Source organism: Microbacterium sp. A8/3-1 (genome assembly GCF_040267695.1).
In the GTDB taxonomy this organism is placed as follows: Bacteria; Actinomycetota; Actinomycetes; order Actinomycetales; family Microbacteriaceae; genus Microbacterium; species Microbacterium luteolum.
In genome coordinates this window covers 2,859,621-2,874,015 of sequence record NZ_CP158357.1, presented here as the reverse complement: position 1 = coordinate 2,874,015, position 14,395 = coordinate 2,859,621, and the positions used below count along the sequence as shown (strand labels likewise).

Genomic DNA, 14,395 nt, shown 5'->3' with positions numbered 1-14,395 from the left:
TGAGCTTGTCGAAGGGGCGGGAGGAGGCGGCGGGGGCGGCGGCGCAGAGCTCGCCTGCGGGTCCTGCGTGTAGGGCTCGTTCATGTGGTGGCTCCCTCAGTCACACGGGGACCACGCGTCACGGCCATCCCCCGCGCACCAGCGTAATCGCATCCGGGCCGGAGTCCGGCGGGCAGGGGTGCCCGGGTCAGGCGGAGACGGCGGGGCGGGTGCCGCGCTTGCGGCCGACCCAGACCACGAGGGCAGCGGCGCCGATGATGATCGCAGCGATCAGGAGGACGTAGAGGCTGACGGCGCCGTAGCCGCCCGGCTGGTGCGGGTCGAGGAACGGGTAGGGGTACCAGTACGGGTTGCCCGTCGCCGGGGCGATGATCAGATTCGCGCGGACCAGCGTGTAGACGACCCACACGATCGGGAAGATCGCGGCGACGAAGATCGTGTTCCAGCCGAGTGCGCGCCGCCGTGGTGCGAACAGCACGTCGAGCAGCAGCAGCAGCGGGATGACGACGTGCAGCACCTCGTTGGACCAGGGGACCGTGACGCCCTGAGGCAGCGGCACGCCCCTCAGGAGCGTGTTGTAGACGATGCCCGTCACGATCATGTACGAGTTCGCGCAGACGAGGAGGATCGCGAGCCAGCGCGGCTCGGGATCGGTGCTGTCGCGGTTGCGGAGCGCCCAGATCGCGGCGATGGCGAGCACGATCGCGGCCAAGAGGTTCGCCTCGATCGTGAAGAAGCTGAGGAAGTTCGCGGCGACGGTGGGAATGTGGCTGCCCCACTCCGTGGTCGCCGTGAGCCCGTTCTCGATGGAACGGCTCAGCTGCGCGATGATCGCCGCAAGAGCGAGTGCGGATGCCGCGAGTCGTGCATAGGGCCACCAGGTCGTCATTGTTTCGCCTCCGCCGGTCACTGTAGTGGAACCCGTGTGTAGACCGTCGTACCGGTATATCGATAGTGTTCCAGCGGGGACGCGCACGATGCACGGCGGAGGGCGCATGAGCGAGAGCGGGACCGGTAACAGCAGCGCAGAGGCTGCGACGCGAACGCGCCGATTCCGCGGAGGCGGACTCAGCATCCAGTCGAAGCTGCTGATCATGCTCCTCGCGGTGAGCCTGGTCTCCTCGGTCGTCGTGGGAGCGATCGGGTTCATCAACGGCCGGCAGTCCTTGCACGACGCGGCCGTCGATCAACTCATCACGATCCGCTCGATGAGAGCGGTCGAGATCACCGAGGCGATCGATGACGTCAAGCGCGAAGCCTCCCTGCAGTCGCGGAACCTCAGCGCGCAGACGCTCTCGAACACGATGAACGCCGCGTGGGACGAACTGCAGCAGCAGGAGCTCTCCGACGAGCAGTCCGCGCAGCTCGAGGCCTACTACGCCGACACCTTCATCCCGACGCTCGAGGCGCGCGCCGGAGAGGAGTACGGCACCGAGGCGTTCATCCCCGAGTCGAACGCCGGTCGCTACCTGCAGCTGCAGTACACGACGAAGAACGAGGACTTCGACGCCGACTACGACGAGCTGCTCGTGACCAACGACAGCGGCGACGGCACGAGCTACGCGGCTGGGGCCGAACGATACGGCGACTACTTCACACGGCTGGTGCAGCAGGCCGGCTACGAGGATGCGCTGCTGCTCAACCTCGACGGTGACGTCGTCTTCTCCGCCTACAAGGGCATCGAACTGGGCACGAACGTGAACACCGGTCCGTATCGCGACACCGTCTTCGCGCAGACGTACCGCGACACGATCGCGACCAATTCGGTCGATGCGATCGGCCTGACCGACTTCGAGCGCTGGATCCCCTCGCTGAACATCCCCACGATGTGGGTCATCTCCCCGGTCGGCAACGACAGCGGCATCACAGGCGCCATGGCGCTCCAGGTGCCGGTCGACACGATCAACGCCGTGATGACCGGCAGTGAGGGATGGAAGGCGCAGGGCCTCGGCGACACGGGCGAGGTGTACCTGGTGGGTCGCGACGACCTCATGCGCAGCACCTCCCGACGTCTGGTCGAAGACCCCGAGGACTACGTCAAGCGGCTGATCAGCGGAGGGATCGCCCCGACGATCGCCAACCGCATCGGCGAGGTCAAGGGGACCGTGCTCCTGCAGCCCGTCGACACCTTCGCGGTGTCCGAGGCGCAGGCCGGACGCAGCGGCACCGTCATCGGCCGCGACTACATCGGCGGCGACAGCGTCACCGCCTATGCGCCCCTGGAGATCGAAGGGCTCGACTGGGTCATCGTCGCGCGCATCGACACCGCAGAGGCGTTCGAGCCGGTCAACGACTTCACGCGCAACGTCCTGCTGTCGCTGCTCGGCATCATGCTCGGCGTCTCCCTGCTCTCGCTGCTCCTCGCCCAGGTGTTCACCCGTCCGATCCATCGACTGGTCGGTGCCGTGCACCGCGTCGCGGAGGGCGACCTCGACGTGCAGGTCCCGCAGGGCTCGCGCGACGAGTTCGGCGACCTCGGCAGCGCGTTCAACGACATGGCGTCGAGCCTGCGGATCAAGCAGGACCTCATCGACGAGCAGCAGAAGGAGAACGAGAAGCTGCTCCACACGCTGATGCCGGAGAGCGTCGCGACGAAGTACAAGCAGGGCGACGAGGCCATCACCGAGGCGCACGAGAACGTGTCGGTCGTCTTCGCCGAGCTGGTCGGATTCGACGATGCCGTCCGCGGCAAGAGTGCGGAAGAGGAGATCGGACTCCTCAACACGCTCATGCGTGGCTTCGACGAGGCAGCCGAGAAGGCCGGGGTCGAGAAGGTGCGCACGCTGCGCGGCGGGTACCTCGCGTCGTCCGGACTGATCGTGCCGCGCGTGGACAACATCCGCCGCAGCGTCGAGTTCGCCCGCAACCTGCTGGGCGTGCTCGAGCGCTTCAACTCCCAGCACGGGACCCAGATCGGGTTGCGCGCGGGCGTCGACGCCGGCACCGTGACCAGCGGCCTCGTCGCGCGCACGAGCCTCGCCTACGACCTGTGGGGCGATGCCGTGAACCTGGCGTACCGGGTGCGCTCGGTCACCGGCGAACCCGGGATCTACGTGAGCCAGAACGTGCGCGACCGCACGCAGGAGCTGGTCACCTACGTCGAGGCGGGGACGGTGGAGACCCAGGGCCGGACCGAGACCGTCTGGAAGGTGGTCTGACCGTGGCCGACGCGTTCGAGGACGGCTGGGCCTGGTGGGTGATCGGGCTCGCCGTCGGCGTGCCCGTGATCCTCGTCGTGCTGACCGAGATCATCGGAACGCTCACGCGTCGAGGCAATCCGGTCGCCAAGCCGCTGCGGATGCTGCGCAACGGCGTCGTGCCGGTCGGCGCGCTGTTCGGGCTCCTGGCGTTCGCGATCCAGTCGCCGGCCGATCAGGTGTGGACGCGCGTCGTGGCGACCGTGTTCGGCTTCCTCGTCATCCTGCTCGTGCTCTCCGCCTTCAACGTCGCGCTGTTCGCCAACGCGGAGAAGGATTCCTGGCGCGGGCGCATCCCCACGATCTTCGTCGAGATCGCGCGACTGATCCTCGTGGGCGTCGGGCTCGCGCTCCTGTTCTCCTGGGTGTGGGATGCCGATGTCGGCGGCCTCTTCACCGCTCTCGGCGTCGGGTCGATCGTGATCGGCCTCGCGCTGCAGAACGCCGTGGGCGGCGTGATCTCGGGGCTCCTGCTCCTCTTCGAGCAGCCGTTCAAGATCGGCGACTGGCTCGACGCGGCGGGCGTGAAGGGCCGGGTCGTCGAGGTCAACTGGCGTGCCGTGCACATCGAGACCGGCGGTGGCATCCAGATCGTCCCGAACTCGTCTCTCTCCGGAGCCTCATTCACGAACATGAGCGAGCCCGAAGGGCCGTACTCCGCCGAGACGCCGGTGAAGTTCTCTACCGATGATCCGCCGCACGAGGTCATGTCGCTGCTGGTCGCGATCGCGGATGCCCTGCCGATGAAGCTTCCTCGCGAGCGCGCCACGGTGCACTACTCGGGTGCCGGTGCGTATGCCGTCTCGATCCCGGTCGCCGGCCCCGCCGACGCGTCCCGTGCGCTCTCGATGTACCTCTCCTGGCTCTGGTACGCCGCGCGTCGCCGCGGGTTCGCGCTCGACGGGGATGCGACCGACCCGCTCGCCGAACCTCAGCGTCTGGTCGAGGCGATGGCCGCGATCGCGCCGACGCTGCATCTTCGCGATGACGATATCGAGGCGGTGACCGCGGGTGCGCGCCTCGAGCGCTACGGCGTCGGTGAGACCGTGCTGGGCAGCGGCATCGTCCCCGACGAGGTGCGTGTAGTGGTCTCGGGGCGGGCCGTGCTCGCGATCGAGGCTGATGGCGGCCGCATCGAGTTCGCCAGCGCCGAGAAGGGTGACATCGTCGGGCACACCGCCCTCACCCGCGAACGCACCCAGGCGGTCACGATCGCCGGCGAGGTCCTCACGGTCGTGGTGCTGCCGCTGTCGACGGTGGATGCACTGATCCAGAGCCGTCCGCGCCTGGCGGGCGAGATCGGCGAGGCGCTCGAGCTGAAGCGCACGCTGGCCGCCGCCCGGCTCGCCGAGCTCGGCATCGCGCGGAACGTCATCGGCGAGCGCTGAGCGCAGCCCCGTCGGTCTGCTTCCGGTCAGGCGCCCCGGCGTCGCCAGCGCATGCGGGTGACGAGGACGCCGAGAAGGCACAGCGCTCCGCCGAGGAACATCAGCGGTGTCGGCACCTCGCCGAGGATCGCCCACGACATGAGGATCGCGATCGCCGGCACCACGTAGGTGGTCGCCGAGGTCTGTCCCGCGGTGCTGCGCTGCAGCACATACGCCCAGGTGGTGAAGGCGATCGCCGTCGGGAAGATGCCGAGGTAGACGACCCACAGCGTCGCGTCGAGCGGTGCGGTCTGCAGGGCGCCGATGAGGCTGCCCGTCCACGGCAGCAGTGCGATCGTTCCGGCCGCGGCACCGAGCCAGGTCAGCGTCGTCGCGTCGGTCCCGGCGGTGAGGAGGCGCTTCTGCAGGAGCGTGCATCCGGCGTACATCACCGCAGCCAGGAGCGCGAGCAGCAGCCCGGTGATGTCGGGTCCTTCGCTCGTGGACGAGTTCATGCCGATGAGCACGACGCCGAGGAAGGCGATCGGGGCCCCGATCACGAGGGGCTTCGGGAAGCCCTCGCGCAGGAACAGTCCGCTGAAGACGACGACCATGAGCGGCGCGAGGTTCACGACCATCGCGGCGGTGCCGGCATCGAGGGTGCGCTCGGCGGCGTTCAGCGCCAGGTTGTAGACGCAGAACCATCCGACGCCCCAGACCGCGATCAACCACCAGTGGCGGCGCTCCGGGAGACGGATGCCGTGGCGCACGGCGAGGATCGTCAGCACGACCGTGCCGACGGCCATGCGCAGAAGGGCGAGCGCACCGGGGTCGTAGTGCGGTCCGGCGCCCCGGATGCCGATGAACGCGGACGCCCAGAGGACGACGGTCACGAGGGCCGCGAGGAGGACGAGCGGACCCTGCTTCTTGGGTGCGTCGGCGCTCGCGCGAACGCCGGCGTCGCCGGATGCTGCTTGTGGCATCCCCCGATCCTGACAGGGGCCTCCGACATCCGTCGATCGGCCGGACCGACAGCATCCGTCGCTTTCCCGCCACGTCCCGCCGGAGCCGCCCCGGTCGCAGATTCGGTCGCTCGCAAGCGGCCGGGGCGGCGCATACTGCGACCGGAGCCGCGCCCACCGGCACGAACTGCGACCGGAGTGCGACGGGAACGCCCCGAAACAGCCCCGAAACCCCCTCCCGATAGGATGGGACCGCCCGAAGAGGGCCAGCTCATCGGCCGGTGCAAACCCGGCGAAAGCAGGGGGGACACCCATGCCAGGAATCGTGATCGTCGGCGTGCAGTGGGGCGACGAAGGAAAGGGCAAGGCCACCGATCTTCTCGGTGAGCGCACCGATTGGGTGGTGAAGTTCAACGGCGGCAACAACGCCGGGCACACCGTCGTCGTCGGCGACGAGAAGTACGCGCTGCACCTCCTGCCGTCCGGCATCCTCTCTCCCGGCGTGACGCCGGTGATCGGCAACGGGGTCGTCGTCGACCTCGAGGTGCTGTTCTTCGAGCTCGAGGCGCTCGCCGCCCGCGGCATCGACGTCTCACGACTGAAGGTGAGCGCGAACGCGCACATCATCACGCAGTACCACCGCACGCTCGACAAGGTCACCGAGCGCTTCCTCGGCAAGCGGATGATCGGCACCACCGGCCGCGGCATCGGCCCGGCCTACGCCGACAAGATCAACCGCGTCGGCATCCGCGTGCAGGACATCTTCGACGAGAACATCCTGCGGCAGAAGGTCGAGGGCGCCCTCGACCAGAAGAACCACCTGCTGGTCAAGATCTTCAACCGTCGCGCGATCACCGCCGACGAGGTCGTCGAGGACCTGCTCTCCTACGCCGACCGCCTGCGCCCGATGGTCGCCGACACCGGCTACCTGATCGCCGAGGCTCTCGGCCGCGGCGAGGTCGTCGTCTTCGAGGGTGGCCAGGCCACGATGCTCGACATCGACCACGGCACCTACCCGTTCGTCACCTCATCGTCGGCGACCGCGGGAGGGGCTGCGACCGGCTCCGGCGTCGGTCCCGGGGCCCTCGACCGCATCGTCGGCATCGTCAAGGCCTACACGACCCGCGTCGGCTCGGGCCCGTTCCCGACCGAGCTGTTCGACGAGCAGGGCGAGTGGCTGCGCAAGCAGGGCTTCGAGTTCGGCACCACCACCGGCCGCCCGCGCCGGGTGGGCTGGTACGACGCGCCGATCACCCGCTACGCCACGCGCATCAACGGCATCACCGACCTCGTGCTGACCAAGCTCGACATCCTCACCGGTCTCGAGCAGGTCCCGGTCTGCGTCGCCTACGACGTCGACGGCGAGCACTTCGACGAGGTGCCGGTGAACCAGACCGACTTCCACCACGCGAAGCCGGTGCTGGAGTACTTCCCGGGCTGGAGCGAGGACATCTCGACCGCGCGCACCTTCGAGGATCTGCCGCAGAACGCCCAGGACTACGTGCTGGCGCTCGAGAAGATGAGCAACACACGCATCTCCGTGATCGGCGTCGGCCCCGAGCGCGACCAGGTCATCGTGCGCCACGACCTGCTCGACTGATCTCGGGAGCGACCGCATGACACGGTTCTGGCTCGGCGGCTACGGCCCCGCGATGGACGGGCAGGCCGACGGCATCGGCCTGCTCGCCGGCGACGAGGGGCGCGAGGCCACCACGCTCGCCTACCGCGGCGCGGTCGCCGAGACGCCGTCGCCGTCGTGGCTGGCGCAGCATCCGTCCCTCGACGTCGTCTACGCAGCGCTGGAGGCGGACGCCCAGGTGCAGGCCTTCGCACGCACCGGCGAGGCGGCGCTCTCGCCGCTCGGCGACCCGGTCGCGGTCGGCACGAACGTCTGCCACCTGGCCGTCGCTCCGAACGGCGCCTTCCTGATCGCGAGCTGCTACGGCGACGGACGCGTGGTGCGGATCGGTCTGGACGCGGCCGGCCGCGTCGTCCCGGCGCACGGGAAGGCGGATGCCGCGGCGGCGCTGCGCGCAGCTCTGTTCGGCGACGAGGACCCGGACGCACCGGCGGCGACCCCTCCGGGCGACGGCGTCGCCGCATCCGACCCGCACGCGGCCGGCGCCGACCGGGTCTCGCACGCGCACGCCGCGGCGTTCCTGCCCGACGGCCGCATCGCCACCACCGACCTCGGGTTCGACCTGGTTCGGTTCTGGAAGCAGAGTGCGAACGGGTTGATCCTCGACCACGAGGTGGTCCTGCCGCTCGGCACCGGGCCTCGCCACATGGTCGTGCACCCCAGCGGACACCTGCATGTCGTGACCGAGTACTCGTGCGAGGTGTTCACCCTCGCCGCGGGTGTCGACGGCACCTGGCGCGTCGTGTCGTCGACCCTGTCGAGCCCGATCGCCGAGATCGGCACCGACTTCCCTGCCGAGCTCGCGCGCTCCCGCGACGGCCAGTTCCTCTACACCGCGCTCCGCGGCAGCAACACGATCGCGACCCTGCGGGTGCGCGGCGGCGGCGACACCCTCGAGTCGGTCGCGCTCGCCGACTCCGGCGTCGACTGGCCGCGCCACCATCTCGTGCACGAGGGCAAGATGCTCGTGGCCGGGCAGCGCTCCGACACGGTCACGCTGCTCGACCTCGACGAGCGCACGGGCGCGGCGCTCGGCATCCGCCACGAGGCCCAGGTGCCCGCGCCGACGCACTTCCTTCCCGTGCGCTGATCCCACGGACTTGACCTCAACCTTTGTTGAGGTCCTATCGTCAGGTCTCATGACCACGGAAACAGGAGCGGTGCCGACGACGAGCACCGACGCGCCGAACCCCGCCCCGCCGCGCATCATGAGCAGCGAGTACCTCTGGATCACGATCGGCGCGTGCGCGCTCGTGTTCCTCGGGGCCTTCGAGTCGCTGGCCGTGACGACCGTGATGCCCACGGTCAGCGCCGACCTCGACGGCGAGCGGCTGTACGCGCTCGCCTTCGCCGGGCCCCTGGCCACCAGCGTGATCGGCATGGTGATCGCGGGCAACTGGTCGGATCGCCGCGGCCCCGTCGCGCCGCTGTACACGTCGGTCGCCATGTTCGTCGTCGGGCTGCTCATCGCGGGCCTTGCGCCGAGCATGGAGATCCTCGTCGCCGGGCGCTTCGCCCAGGGGCTGGGCAGCGGAGGGCTGATGGTGGCCCTGTACGTGGTCGTCGCCCGGGTGTATCCGCAGGCGCTGCATCCCGCCGTCTTCGCCGGGTTCGCCGCGGCCTGGGTCATCCCGTCGCTCATCGGCCCGACGGTGGCGGGCGCCGTGACGGAACTCTGGAGCTGGCACTGGGTCTTCCTCGGCGTGGTCATCCTGGTGCTCGTCGCCCTGTTCATGGTGATCCCCGCCCTGCGCGGGCTCTCGAACGACGGTGATGCGACGACGCCGTGGGCGTTCGGCCGGCTCGGCTGGTCGGTGCTGGCAGCCGTGGCGGTGCTCGCCCTGAACCTGGTCGGGGACATCCCCGGAGTCGGCACGGCGCTCGCGGCCGTCGCGGTCGTGGTCGCGCTCATCGCCGTGCGGCCGCTCGTGCCCCGCGGCACGCTTCGAGCGCGTCGAGGGCTGCCCTCTGTCATCCTCGTCCGCGGGCTCGCCGCTGCCGCCTTCTTCGGTGCGCAGGTCTACCTGCCGTACCTGTTGACCGACCGCTACGACCTCACCCCGACGCTCGCCGGGCTCTCCCTGACCGGCGGGGCGCTCGCCTGGTCGGCCGCCGCGACAGTGCAGGGGCGGATGGGCACGCGGCTGTCGAGCATCACGGCGGTGCGGGTGGGGACGATCCTCGTCCTGATCGGCATCGCCCTGACCGTCGCGACCGCCGGCTTCGGCTGGGATGCCGCGATGGTCGCCGTCGCCTGGGTCGTGGCGGGAGTGGGGATGGGATTGATGAGCCCGCGCACCAGCGCGTTGACGCTCTCGATGTCGACCCCCGAGAACCAGGGCTTCAACAGCGGCGCGATGACGGTCGCCGACTCGTTCGGCAGCGCGCTGGCGTTGGCCGTGACCGGGACGCTCTTCACTGCCGTCGCCGCGGTCGCGGATCCGTTCACCGCGGTCTTCGCCCTCGCGGCCGTCGTGGCTGTCGCCGCGGCCGTGCTGGCGCCACGGATGCGGACGCGGGTCGGAGCGCACGAGACGCACGAGGAGGTCGGCGCATGAGCGCGGATGCTGTGACGGAAGTCGAGTCGCGGACCATGCGGGCGGTCGTGCAGCGGGCGTTCGGGGGGAGCGAGGTGCTGCAGGTCGAAGAGGTGCCGCTGCCCGAACCCGCGGAGGGGGAGGTGCGTGTGCGCATCGCCGCCGCCGGAGTGCACGCGGTCGACACCGCCATCCGTCGCGACGCCGGTCCGCCGTCGATGCCGAGACCTGTGCTCCCGATGACGCCGGGGCGCGAACTTGCCGGTGTCGTGGATGCCGTGGGGCCGGGCGTCGACGCGGCCATCGTCGGATCGCGGGTCGTCGCCCACGTGGGCTTCCGCAGCGGCGGATACGCAGAGTTCGCGCTGGCACCGGTCGAGTCCCTCCACCCCGTCCCCGATGGCGTGACCTTCCCGCAGGCCGTCGCCACGATCGGCACGGGGCGCACGGCTCAGCTCGTGCTGGATTCCGTGGAGATCGGGCCGGAAGACGTCGTCGTCATCCCCGGGGCATCGGGCGGCCTCGGAAGCCAGCTCGCGCAGCTCGCCCTGTCGGGCGGGGCCACGGTCGTCGCCCTTCACGGCGGCGAGGCGAAGCGCGCCGTGGTCGAGCAGCTCGCACGCGGCGAGAAGCTCGCCGGAGGCCGATTGCTGCCGCTGGATGCGACCGACGAGTCGTGGCCAGCGCGGATGGCCGAGCTCCTCGGCGGGCAGCAGCCCTCGGTCCTGCTCGACGGCGTCGGCGGCGCGACGGGTCGAGCAGCGCTCGAAACACTCGGCCGCGGAGCACGTGTCGTGATCATCGGCTGGTCGAGCGGCGAGGTCCTGCGCCTCGACTCCGACGACATCGTCGAGCGCTCCCTCACCGTCACCGTCCCGCTCGGACGAGCTCTGCCGGACCTGCGGCTGCTCGAGACCCGAGCGCTCGCCGCGGTGGCGGAAGGGCGTACCGTTCCGCCCGTCGACGAGTATCGACTCGCGGATGCCGCGGCGGCGCATGACGCCATCGAGCAGCGTCGGCAGCGCGGGAAGGTCGTGCTGGTGCCGTAGTGTGCCGGCCCTTCCGCGGCGTGCGGTCTCAGTCAGGGGCCGGTGAGCAGGAGGGCCGCGTTGTGACCGCCGAAGCCGAACGAGGTCGACAGGATCGCGTCGACCGGATGCGATCGCTCGGTGTCGCGGACGAAGTCCCAGCCGTCCGCGGGATCGGACAGGTTGATCGTCGGAGGGAGCACCTGGTCGCGCAGGCTCATCGCGGCGATGACGGCCTCGACGACGCCGGCCGCGCCCAGCAGGTGTCCGGTGGTGGACTTGGTCGCCGTGAGCGGGACGGCCGGCGCACGACGGCCGAGCGCATTCCACAGCGCGACGAGCTCGGCGTCATCGCCGAGGACCGTTCCCGTGCCGTGGGTGTTCACGTGATCGACCGCGGATGCCGGCACGCCGGCATCCGCGAGGCAGGCCTCGATCGCCCGGGTCGCGCCGGCGGCCGCGGGGTCCGGCGCCGTGGCGTGATGCGCATCGCCGGTCGCGCCGAACCCGGCCACCGTCGCGACCGGTCGGGCACCGCGCCCCCTCGCGAAGTCTCCGGCCTCGAGCAGCACGGCCGCCGCGCCCTGCGACATGACGAAGCCGCGGCGCGCGCGGTCGAACGGCCGGGAGGCCGATGCCGGGTCGTCGGCGAAGCCCGTGACCACGGAACGGAGGTTCGTGTGCGCCGCGAGATGCAGCGGACCGAGGCAGTCGTCCATCCCGACGACCAGCACGGCATCCGCGTATCCGTGACGGATCCGCCGGAGACCCTCCCCGATCGCGACGGCACCGCTCGCGCAGGCCGCGGTGAAGGCGTGGGTCTGGCCGAGGATTCCGTATCGACGGCTGAGGACTCCGGCGACGGCATCCGCCGTTCCGTAGACCGTGAGTCCCGGCGGCACCGCGCGGGGGCCGCGTTCGCGCATGGTCGCGTCCGCGCGCAGCACCGCGTCGACCGGTCCGGAGCCCGTGGCGACGATCACCTGCACCGCAGGCGGACTCCACGGAAGGTCGAGCCCCGGCGTCGCGCCCGCGGTCGTCATGGCCTCGTCCGCCGCGGCGATCGCCCACTGCTGCATCGGTGTGAGGTGACGGGCGAGCGGTCTCGGCAGGTCGCCGGGAGCCGTGAAACCGCGGACGACTCCGCCGACCTGCACCGGTCCGGAGAGCTCCGGCGGCAGGCGGGTGATGCCGCTGCGTCCGGCCCGCACGGATGCCCACAGAGCCGGCGCCGTCAGGCCGCTGGGGGTCACGGCGCCGACGCCCGTCACGACGGCGGACCTCCGGGCGCTCATCATCGCCCCTGTCCACGGGCGATGAGTTCGGCCACGGCGGTGCGGCGGACCTTTCCGCCGGAGGTCCGCGGAAGCTCCGGCAGGGCGTACCAGCGACGAGGAACGGATGCCGGGGCCAGCCGGTCGCCCGCCCAGGCGCGCAACTCCGCCCGGGGCGGCGCCTCGCCCTCGACGACCAGTGCGATGCGCACGCCGAGAGCAGGCTGAGCCTCGGCGATCGCGCACACGGCGCCGAGCCGGGGCATGCCGTCGAACGCGCGTTCCACCTCGTCGAGCGCGACCGTGTGCCCACCTGTGGTGACGACGTCTCCGCGTCTGCCGACGAAGGTGAAGTCCCGGCCCCGCAGGTGACCCTGATCGTGCACGCTCGCCCAGCCGTCGGCATCCGTCAGCGATGACGTCGTCGTGCCGGGGAGGTATCCGGTCGAGCGCGAGCGCGAGCGCACCCAGAGAGTGCCGAACGCGCCGAGCGGCAGCACCGCGCCGTGATCGTCGCGCACCTGCGCCTCCACCTGCGGATAGAGACGGATCATCTCTCCGCCCGCACGATCGTCGCCGATGAAGCCGAGCTCGCCGGTGCCGAAATAGCCGGTGGCGTCGGCGCCCGGGAGTGCTTCGGCGATCCGGGCGCGGGTGTGCGATGAGAGCGCCGCGCCGCCGGTGATGATCCGTTCGATGCCGTCGTATCGTCCAGGGTTGCGGGTCGCGGCGTCAGCGAGAGCGTGCAGTGCCGCGGGCACCGTGACCAGGCGCGTGATGCCCTCGTCGTGCACGCGGGAGGTGAGCCACAGCTCCTCGAGGCGGTCGGCGACGTGCAGCCGGCCGCCGGTCGCGAGGACCTCGAACAGCGTGTAAAGGGTCAGGCTGTACGACATGGGCCCGGGCGTGAAGGTGGCGATGTCGTCCGCTGCGCCCAGGTGACGGCGGGAGACGTCGATGTTCGCCGCGTACTGTGCCCGCGTCTTCAGGAAGGCCTTCGGCGCCCCGGTCGTCCCCGAGGAGGTCAGCAGGAGGAACGGGGCGTCATCCGCGAGCGGCGTCGGGTCGGCCGGCAGCCGGTCGGCCGGCACCGGGTCGGCCCGCATCAGCTCGGGGAGGCCGAGGATCAGCCCGGGCCAGTCGTCGGCGCGCAGCGCGTCCCGCAGGGAGGGCGCATCCGTGACGATGACGGTCGCTCCGGTCGTGGCGAGCTGCTGCCTCTGCAGCGGGGCGGGTCCGTGCGCGTCGATCACTGTGACGATGCGGTCGCCGGCCCCAGACGCCACGACGAGGCGGGCCGTGTCGAACGCGGTGGTCAGGCAGACGGCGACGATCGGCGGCAGGGCGGTGCCGACCGCGGTGCCCCGGAGCAGGTGGTCGAGGGCCGTCGAGATCCGCCGCGACTCCGCGTAGAGCTCGCCGTACGTCAGACGGGCGTCCTTCGCGACGATCGCGGATCGGGTGGGATCTTCGACGGCGAGACGACGCAGCGTCGGGGTGATGGACGTGATCGCTCCTCGGACGGGTTTGCAGGACTTCGATGACGCCCCCTACTCTAGTGAACACCGTTCAGGTGAACAGTGTTCAGGAGGATTCATGTCGACATCCCACCCCGCCGGCTCCAGCGCCGTGCTCGGTCGCATCGCGGTCTTCTCCGCGCTGATCGTCGTGCTCGGCACGGTCATCGTGCCGCTGCCGGGAGGCGTGCCGATCACCGCGCAGACGCTGGGGGTCATGCTCGCCGGACTCGTGCTGGGCCCCCGGGTCGCGCCCCTCGCCGTCCTCCTCGTCCTCGCGCTCGCCGCGATCGGACTCCCCGTGCTGGCCGGCGGCCGCGGCGGACTCGGCGTGTTCGTCGGCCCCAGTGCCGGCTACCTCCTCGGCTGGGTCGCCGGCGTCGTGGTGATCGGACTCCTCATGCGCACGGGCCGTTTCACGTGGTGGCGTGCGGCGACGGCATCCCTGCTCGGCGGTGTGCTCGTCGTCTACGCCGTCGGCATCCCGGTGCAGGCGCTCGTGACGGGCGTCCCCCTGGATCTCACGGCCCTGTCGAGCCTGGCGTTCCTGCCCGGAGACCTCATCAAGGTGGCGGCGGCCACGCTGGTCGTCGTCGCACTGAAGCGCGCCTATCCGCGGGCGTTCCCCGCCCGCCGCATGCCGCCGGAGGCCGTCGCGGCCTGAGGCGTCGACATCGGGGGGATCCGTTGTGGCCGCCGTCGATCCGGGCCCTCGGATCCATCCGTAGGTTCGGATCACGAGTGCAGGACGACACGCCGCGGTACGCGCCTGCATCCGTGATCTCGACCTGCGGATGCAGGCCCGGACGACGCCGCAAACGCCCGACAGGGAACAACACACCCGTGACTCTGCGTTGCTCTTGAGCGAGACTGG

The 14,395-nt window shown here is 70.7% G+C and carries 11 protein-coding genes; 7 read left to right on the top strand and 4 right to left on the bottom strand.

From position 1 onward, the window contains the following. Positions 1–187 precede the first annotated feature (187 nt). Entirely contained in the window at positions 188–889 is a 702-nt protein-coding gene (locus ABS642_RS14070; RefSeq protein ID WP_350350586.1) for a Pr6Pr family membrane protein, read from the bottom strand. A 106-nt stretch (positions 890–995) separates the two neighbouring features. Here ABS642_RS14070 and ABS642_RS14065 point away from each other — a divergent pair, with 106 nt between their 5' ends. Both ABS642_RS14065 and ABS642_RS14060 read left to right on the top strand, forming a co-directional pair. Continuing rightward, complete coding sequence (locus ABS642_RS14065; protein ID WP_350350585.1) at positions 996–3,158, top strand: adenylate/guanylate cyclase domain-containing protein; 2,163 nt, start codon at positions 996–998, stop codon at positions 3,156–3,158. A 2-nt stretch (positions 3,159–3,160) separates the two neighbouring features. After that, the gene (locus tag ABS642_RS14060) at positions 3,161–4,585 is read left to right on the top strand and encodes a mechanosensitive ion channel family protein (RefSeq protein ID WP_282215210.1); all 1,425 of its coding nucleotides are present in this window, start codon (positions 3,161–3,163) and stop codon (positions 4,583–4,585) included. A 26-nt stretch (positions 4,586–4,611) separates the two neighbouring features. Here the strand turns inward: ABS642_RS14060 and ABS642_RS14055 are convergent, their stop codons facing one another. Continuing rightward, positions 4,612–5,547, bottom strand: a complete 936-nt coding sequence (locus tag ABS642_RS14055) for a DMT family transporter (protein WP_350350584.1) — start codon at positions 5,545–5,547, stop codon at positions 4,612–4,614. Between the two features lie 292 nt (positions 5,548–5,839). On the opposite strand from ABS642_RS14055, the gene ABS642_RS14050 reads away from it, so the two are divergent. The 4 genes from ABS642_RS14050 (at position 5,840) to ABS642_RS14035 (ending at position 10,751) form a co-directional block, all read left to right on the top strand. Further along, complete coding sequence (locus ABS642_RS14050) at positions 5,840–7,126, top strand: adenylosuccinate synthase (protein WP_282215208.1); 1,287 nt, start codon at positions 5,840–5,842, stop codon at positions 7,124–7,126. A gap of 16 nt (positions 7,127–7,142) precedes the next feature. After that, a complete protein-coding gene (locus tag ABS642_RS14045) occupies positions 7,143–8,255 on the top strand; it encodes a beta-propeller fold lactonase family protein (RefSeq protein WP_350350583.1) in 1,113 nt (370 codons plus the stop codon). Between the two features lie 118 nt (positions 8,256–8,373). Then, positions 8,374–9,723 carry an MFS transporter gene (locus ABS642_RS14040; RefSeq protein WP_350353440.1) on the top strand — a complete coding sequence of 450 codons (1,350 nt, stop codon included), beginning with the start codon at positions 8,374–8,376 and terminating at the stop codon, positions 9,721–9,723. After that, on the top strand, positions 9,720–10,751 hold the full coding sequence (locus ABS642_RS14035; RefSeq protein WP_350350582.1) for a zinc-binding dehydrogenase: 1,032 nt from the start codon (positions 9,720–9,722) through the stop codon (positions 10,749–10,751). Before ABS642_RS14040 ends, ABS642_RS14035 begins: the two co-directional genes overlap by 4 nt. Positions 10,752–10,783: 32 nt before the next feature. Here the strand turns inward: ABS642_RS14035 and ABS642_RS14030 are convergent, their stop codons facing one another. Together ABS642_RS14030 and ABS642_RS14025 are read right to left on the bottom strand one after the other, a co-directional pair. Further along, on the bottom strand, positions 10,784–12,025 hold the full coding sequence (locus ABS642_RS14030; protein WP_350350581.1) for a beta-ketoacyl-[acyl-carrier-protein] synthase family protein: 1,242 nt from the start codon (positions 12,023–12,025) through the stop codon (positions 10,784–10,786). Further along, entirely contained in the window at positions 12,025–13,494 is a 1,470-nt protein-coding gene (locus tag ABS642_RS14025) for a long-chain fatty acid--CoA ligase (protein WP_350353439.1), read from the bottom strand. Before ABS642_RS14025 ends, ABS642_RS14030 begins: the two co-directional genes overlap by 1 nt. A 106-nt stretch (positions 13,495–13,600) precedes the next feature. Here ABS642_RS14025 and ABS642_RS14020 point away from each other — a divergent pair, with 106 nt between their 5' ends. Continuing rightward, entirely contained in the window at positions 13,601–14,185 is a 585-nt protein-coding gene (locus ABS642_RS14020) for a biotin transporter BioY (RefSeq protein WP_350350580.1), read from the top strand. Positions 14,186–14,395 lie beyond the last annotated feature (210 nt).

Bases quoted from the DNA above. Each gene is read 5' to 3' on its own strand.
- ABS642_RS14070 (WP_350350586.1), bottom strand. From the start codon at position 889: ATGACGACCTGGTGGCCCTATGCACGACTCGCGGCATCCGCACTCGCT.
- ABS642_RS14065 (WP_350350585.1), top strand. From the start codon at position 996: ATGAGCGAGAGCGGGACCGGTAACAGCAGCGCAGAGGCTGCGACGCGA.
- ABS642_RS14055 (WP_350350584.1), bottom strand. From the start codon at position 5,547: ATGCCACAAGCAGCATCCGGCGACGCCGGCGTTCGCGCGAGCGCCGAC.
- ABS642_RS14050 (WP_282215208.1), top strand. From the start codon at position 5,840: ATGCCAGGAATCGTGATCGTCGGCGTGCAGTGGGGCGACGAAGGAAAG.
- ABS642_RS14045 (WP_350350583.1), top strand. From the start codon at position 7,143: ATGACACGGTTCTGGCTCGGCGGCTACGGCCCCGCGATGGACGGGCAG.
- ABS642_RS14040 (WP_350353440.1), top strand. From the start codon at position 8,374: ATGAGCAGCGAGTACCTCTGGATCACGATCGGCGCGTGCGCGCTCGTG.
- ABS642_RS14035 (WP_350350582.1), top strand. From the start codon at position 9,720: ATGAGCGCGGATGCTGTGACGGAAGTCGAGTCGCGGACCATGCGGGCG.
- ABS642_RS14030 (WP_350350581.1), bottom strand. From the start codon at position 12,025: ATGAGCGCCCGGAGGTCCGCCGTCGTGACGGGCGTCGGCGCCGTGACC.
- ABS642_RS14020 (WP_350350580.1), top strand. From the start codon at position 13,601: ATGTCGACATCCCACCCCGCCGGCTCCAGCGCCGTGCTCGGTCGCATC.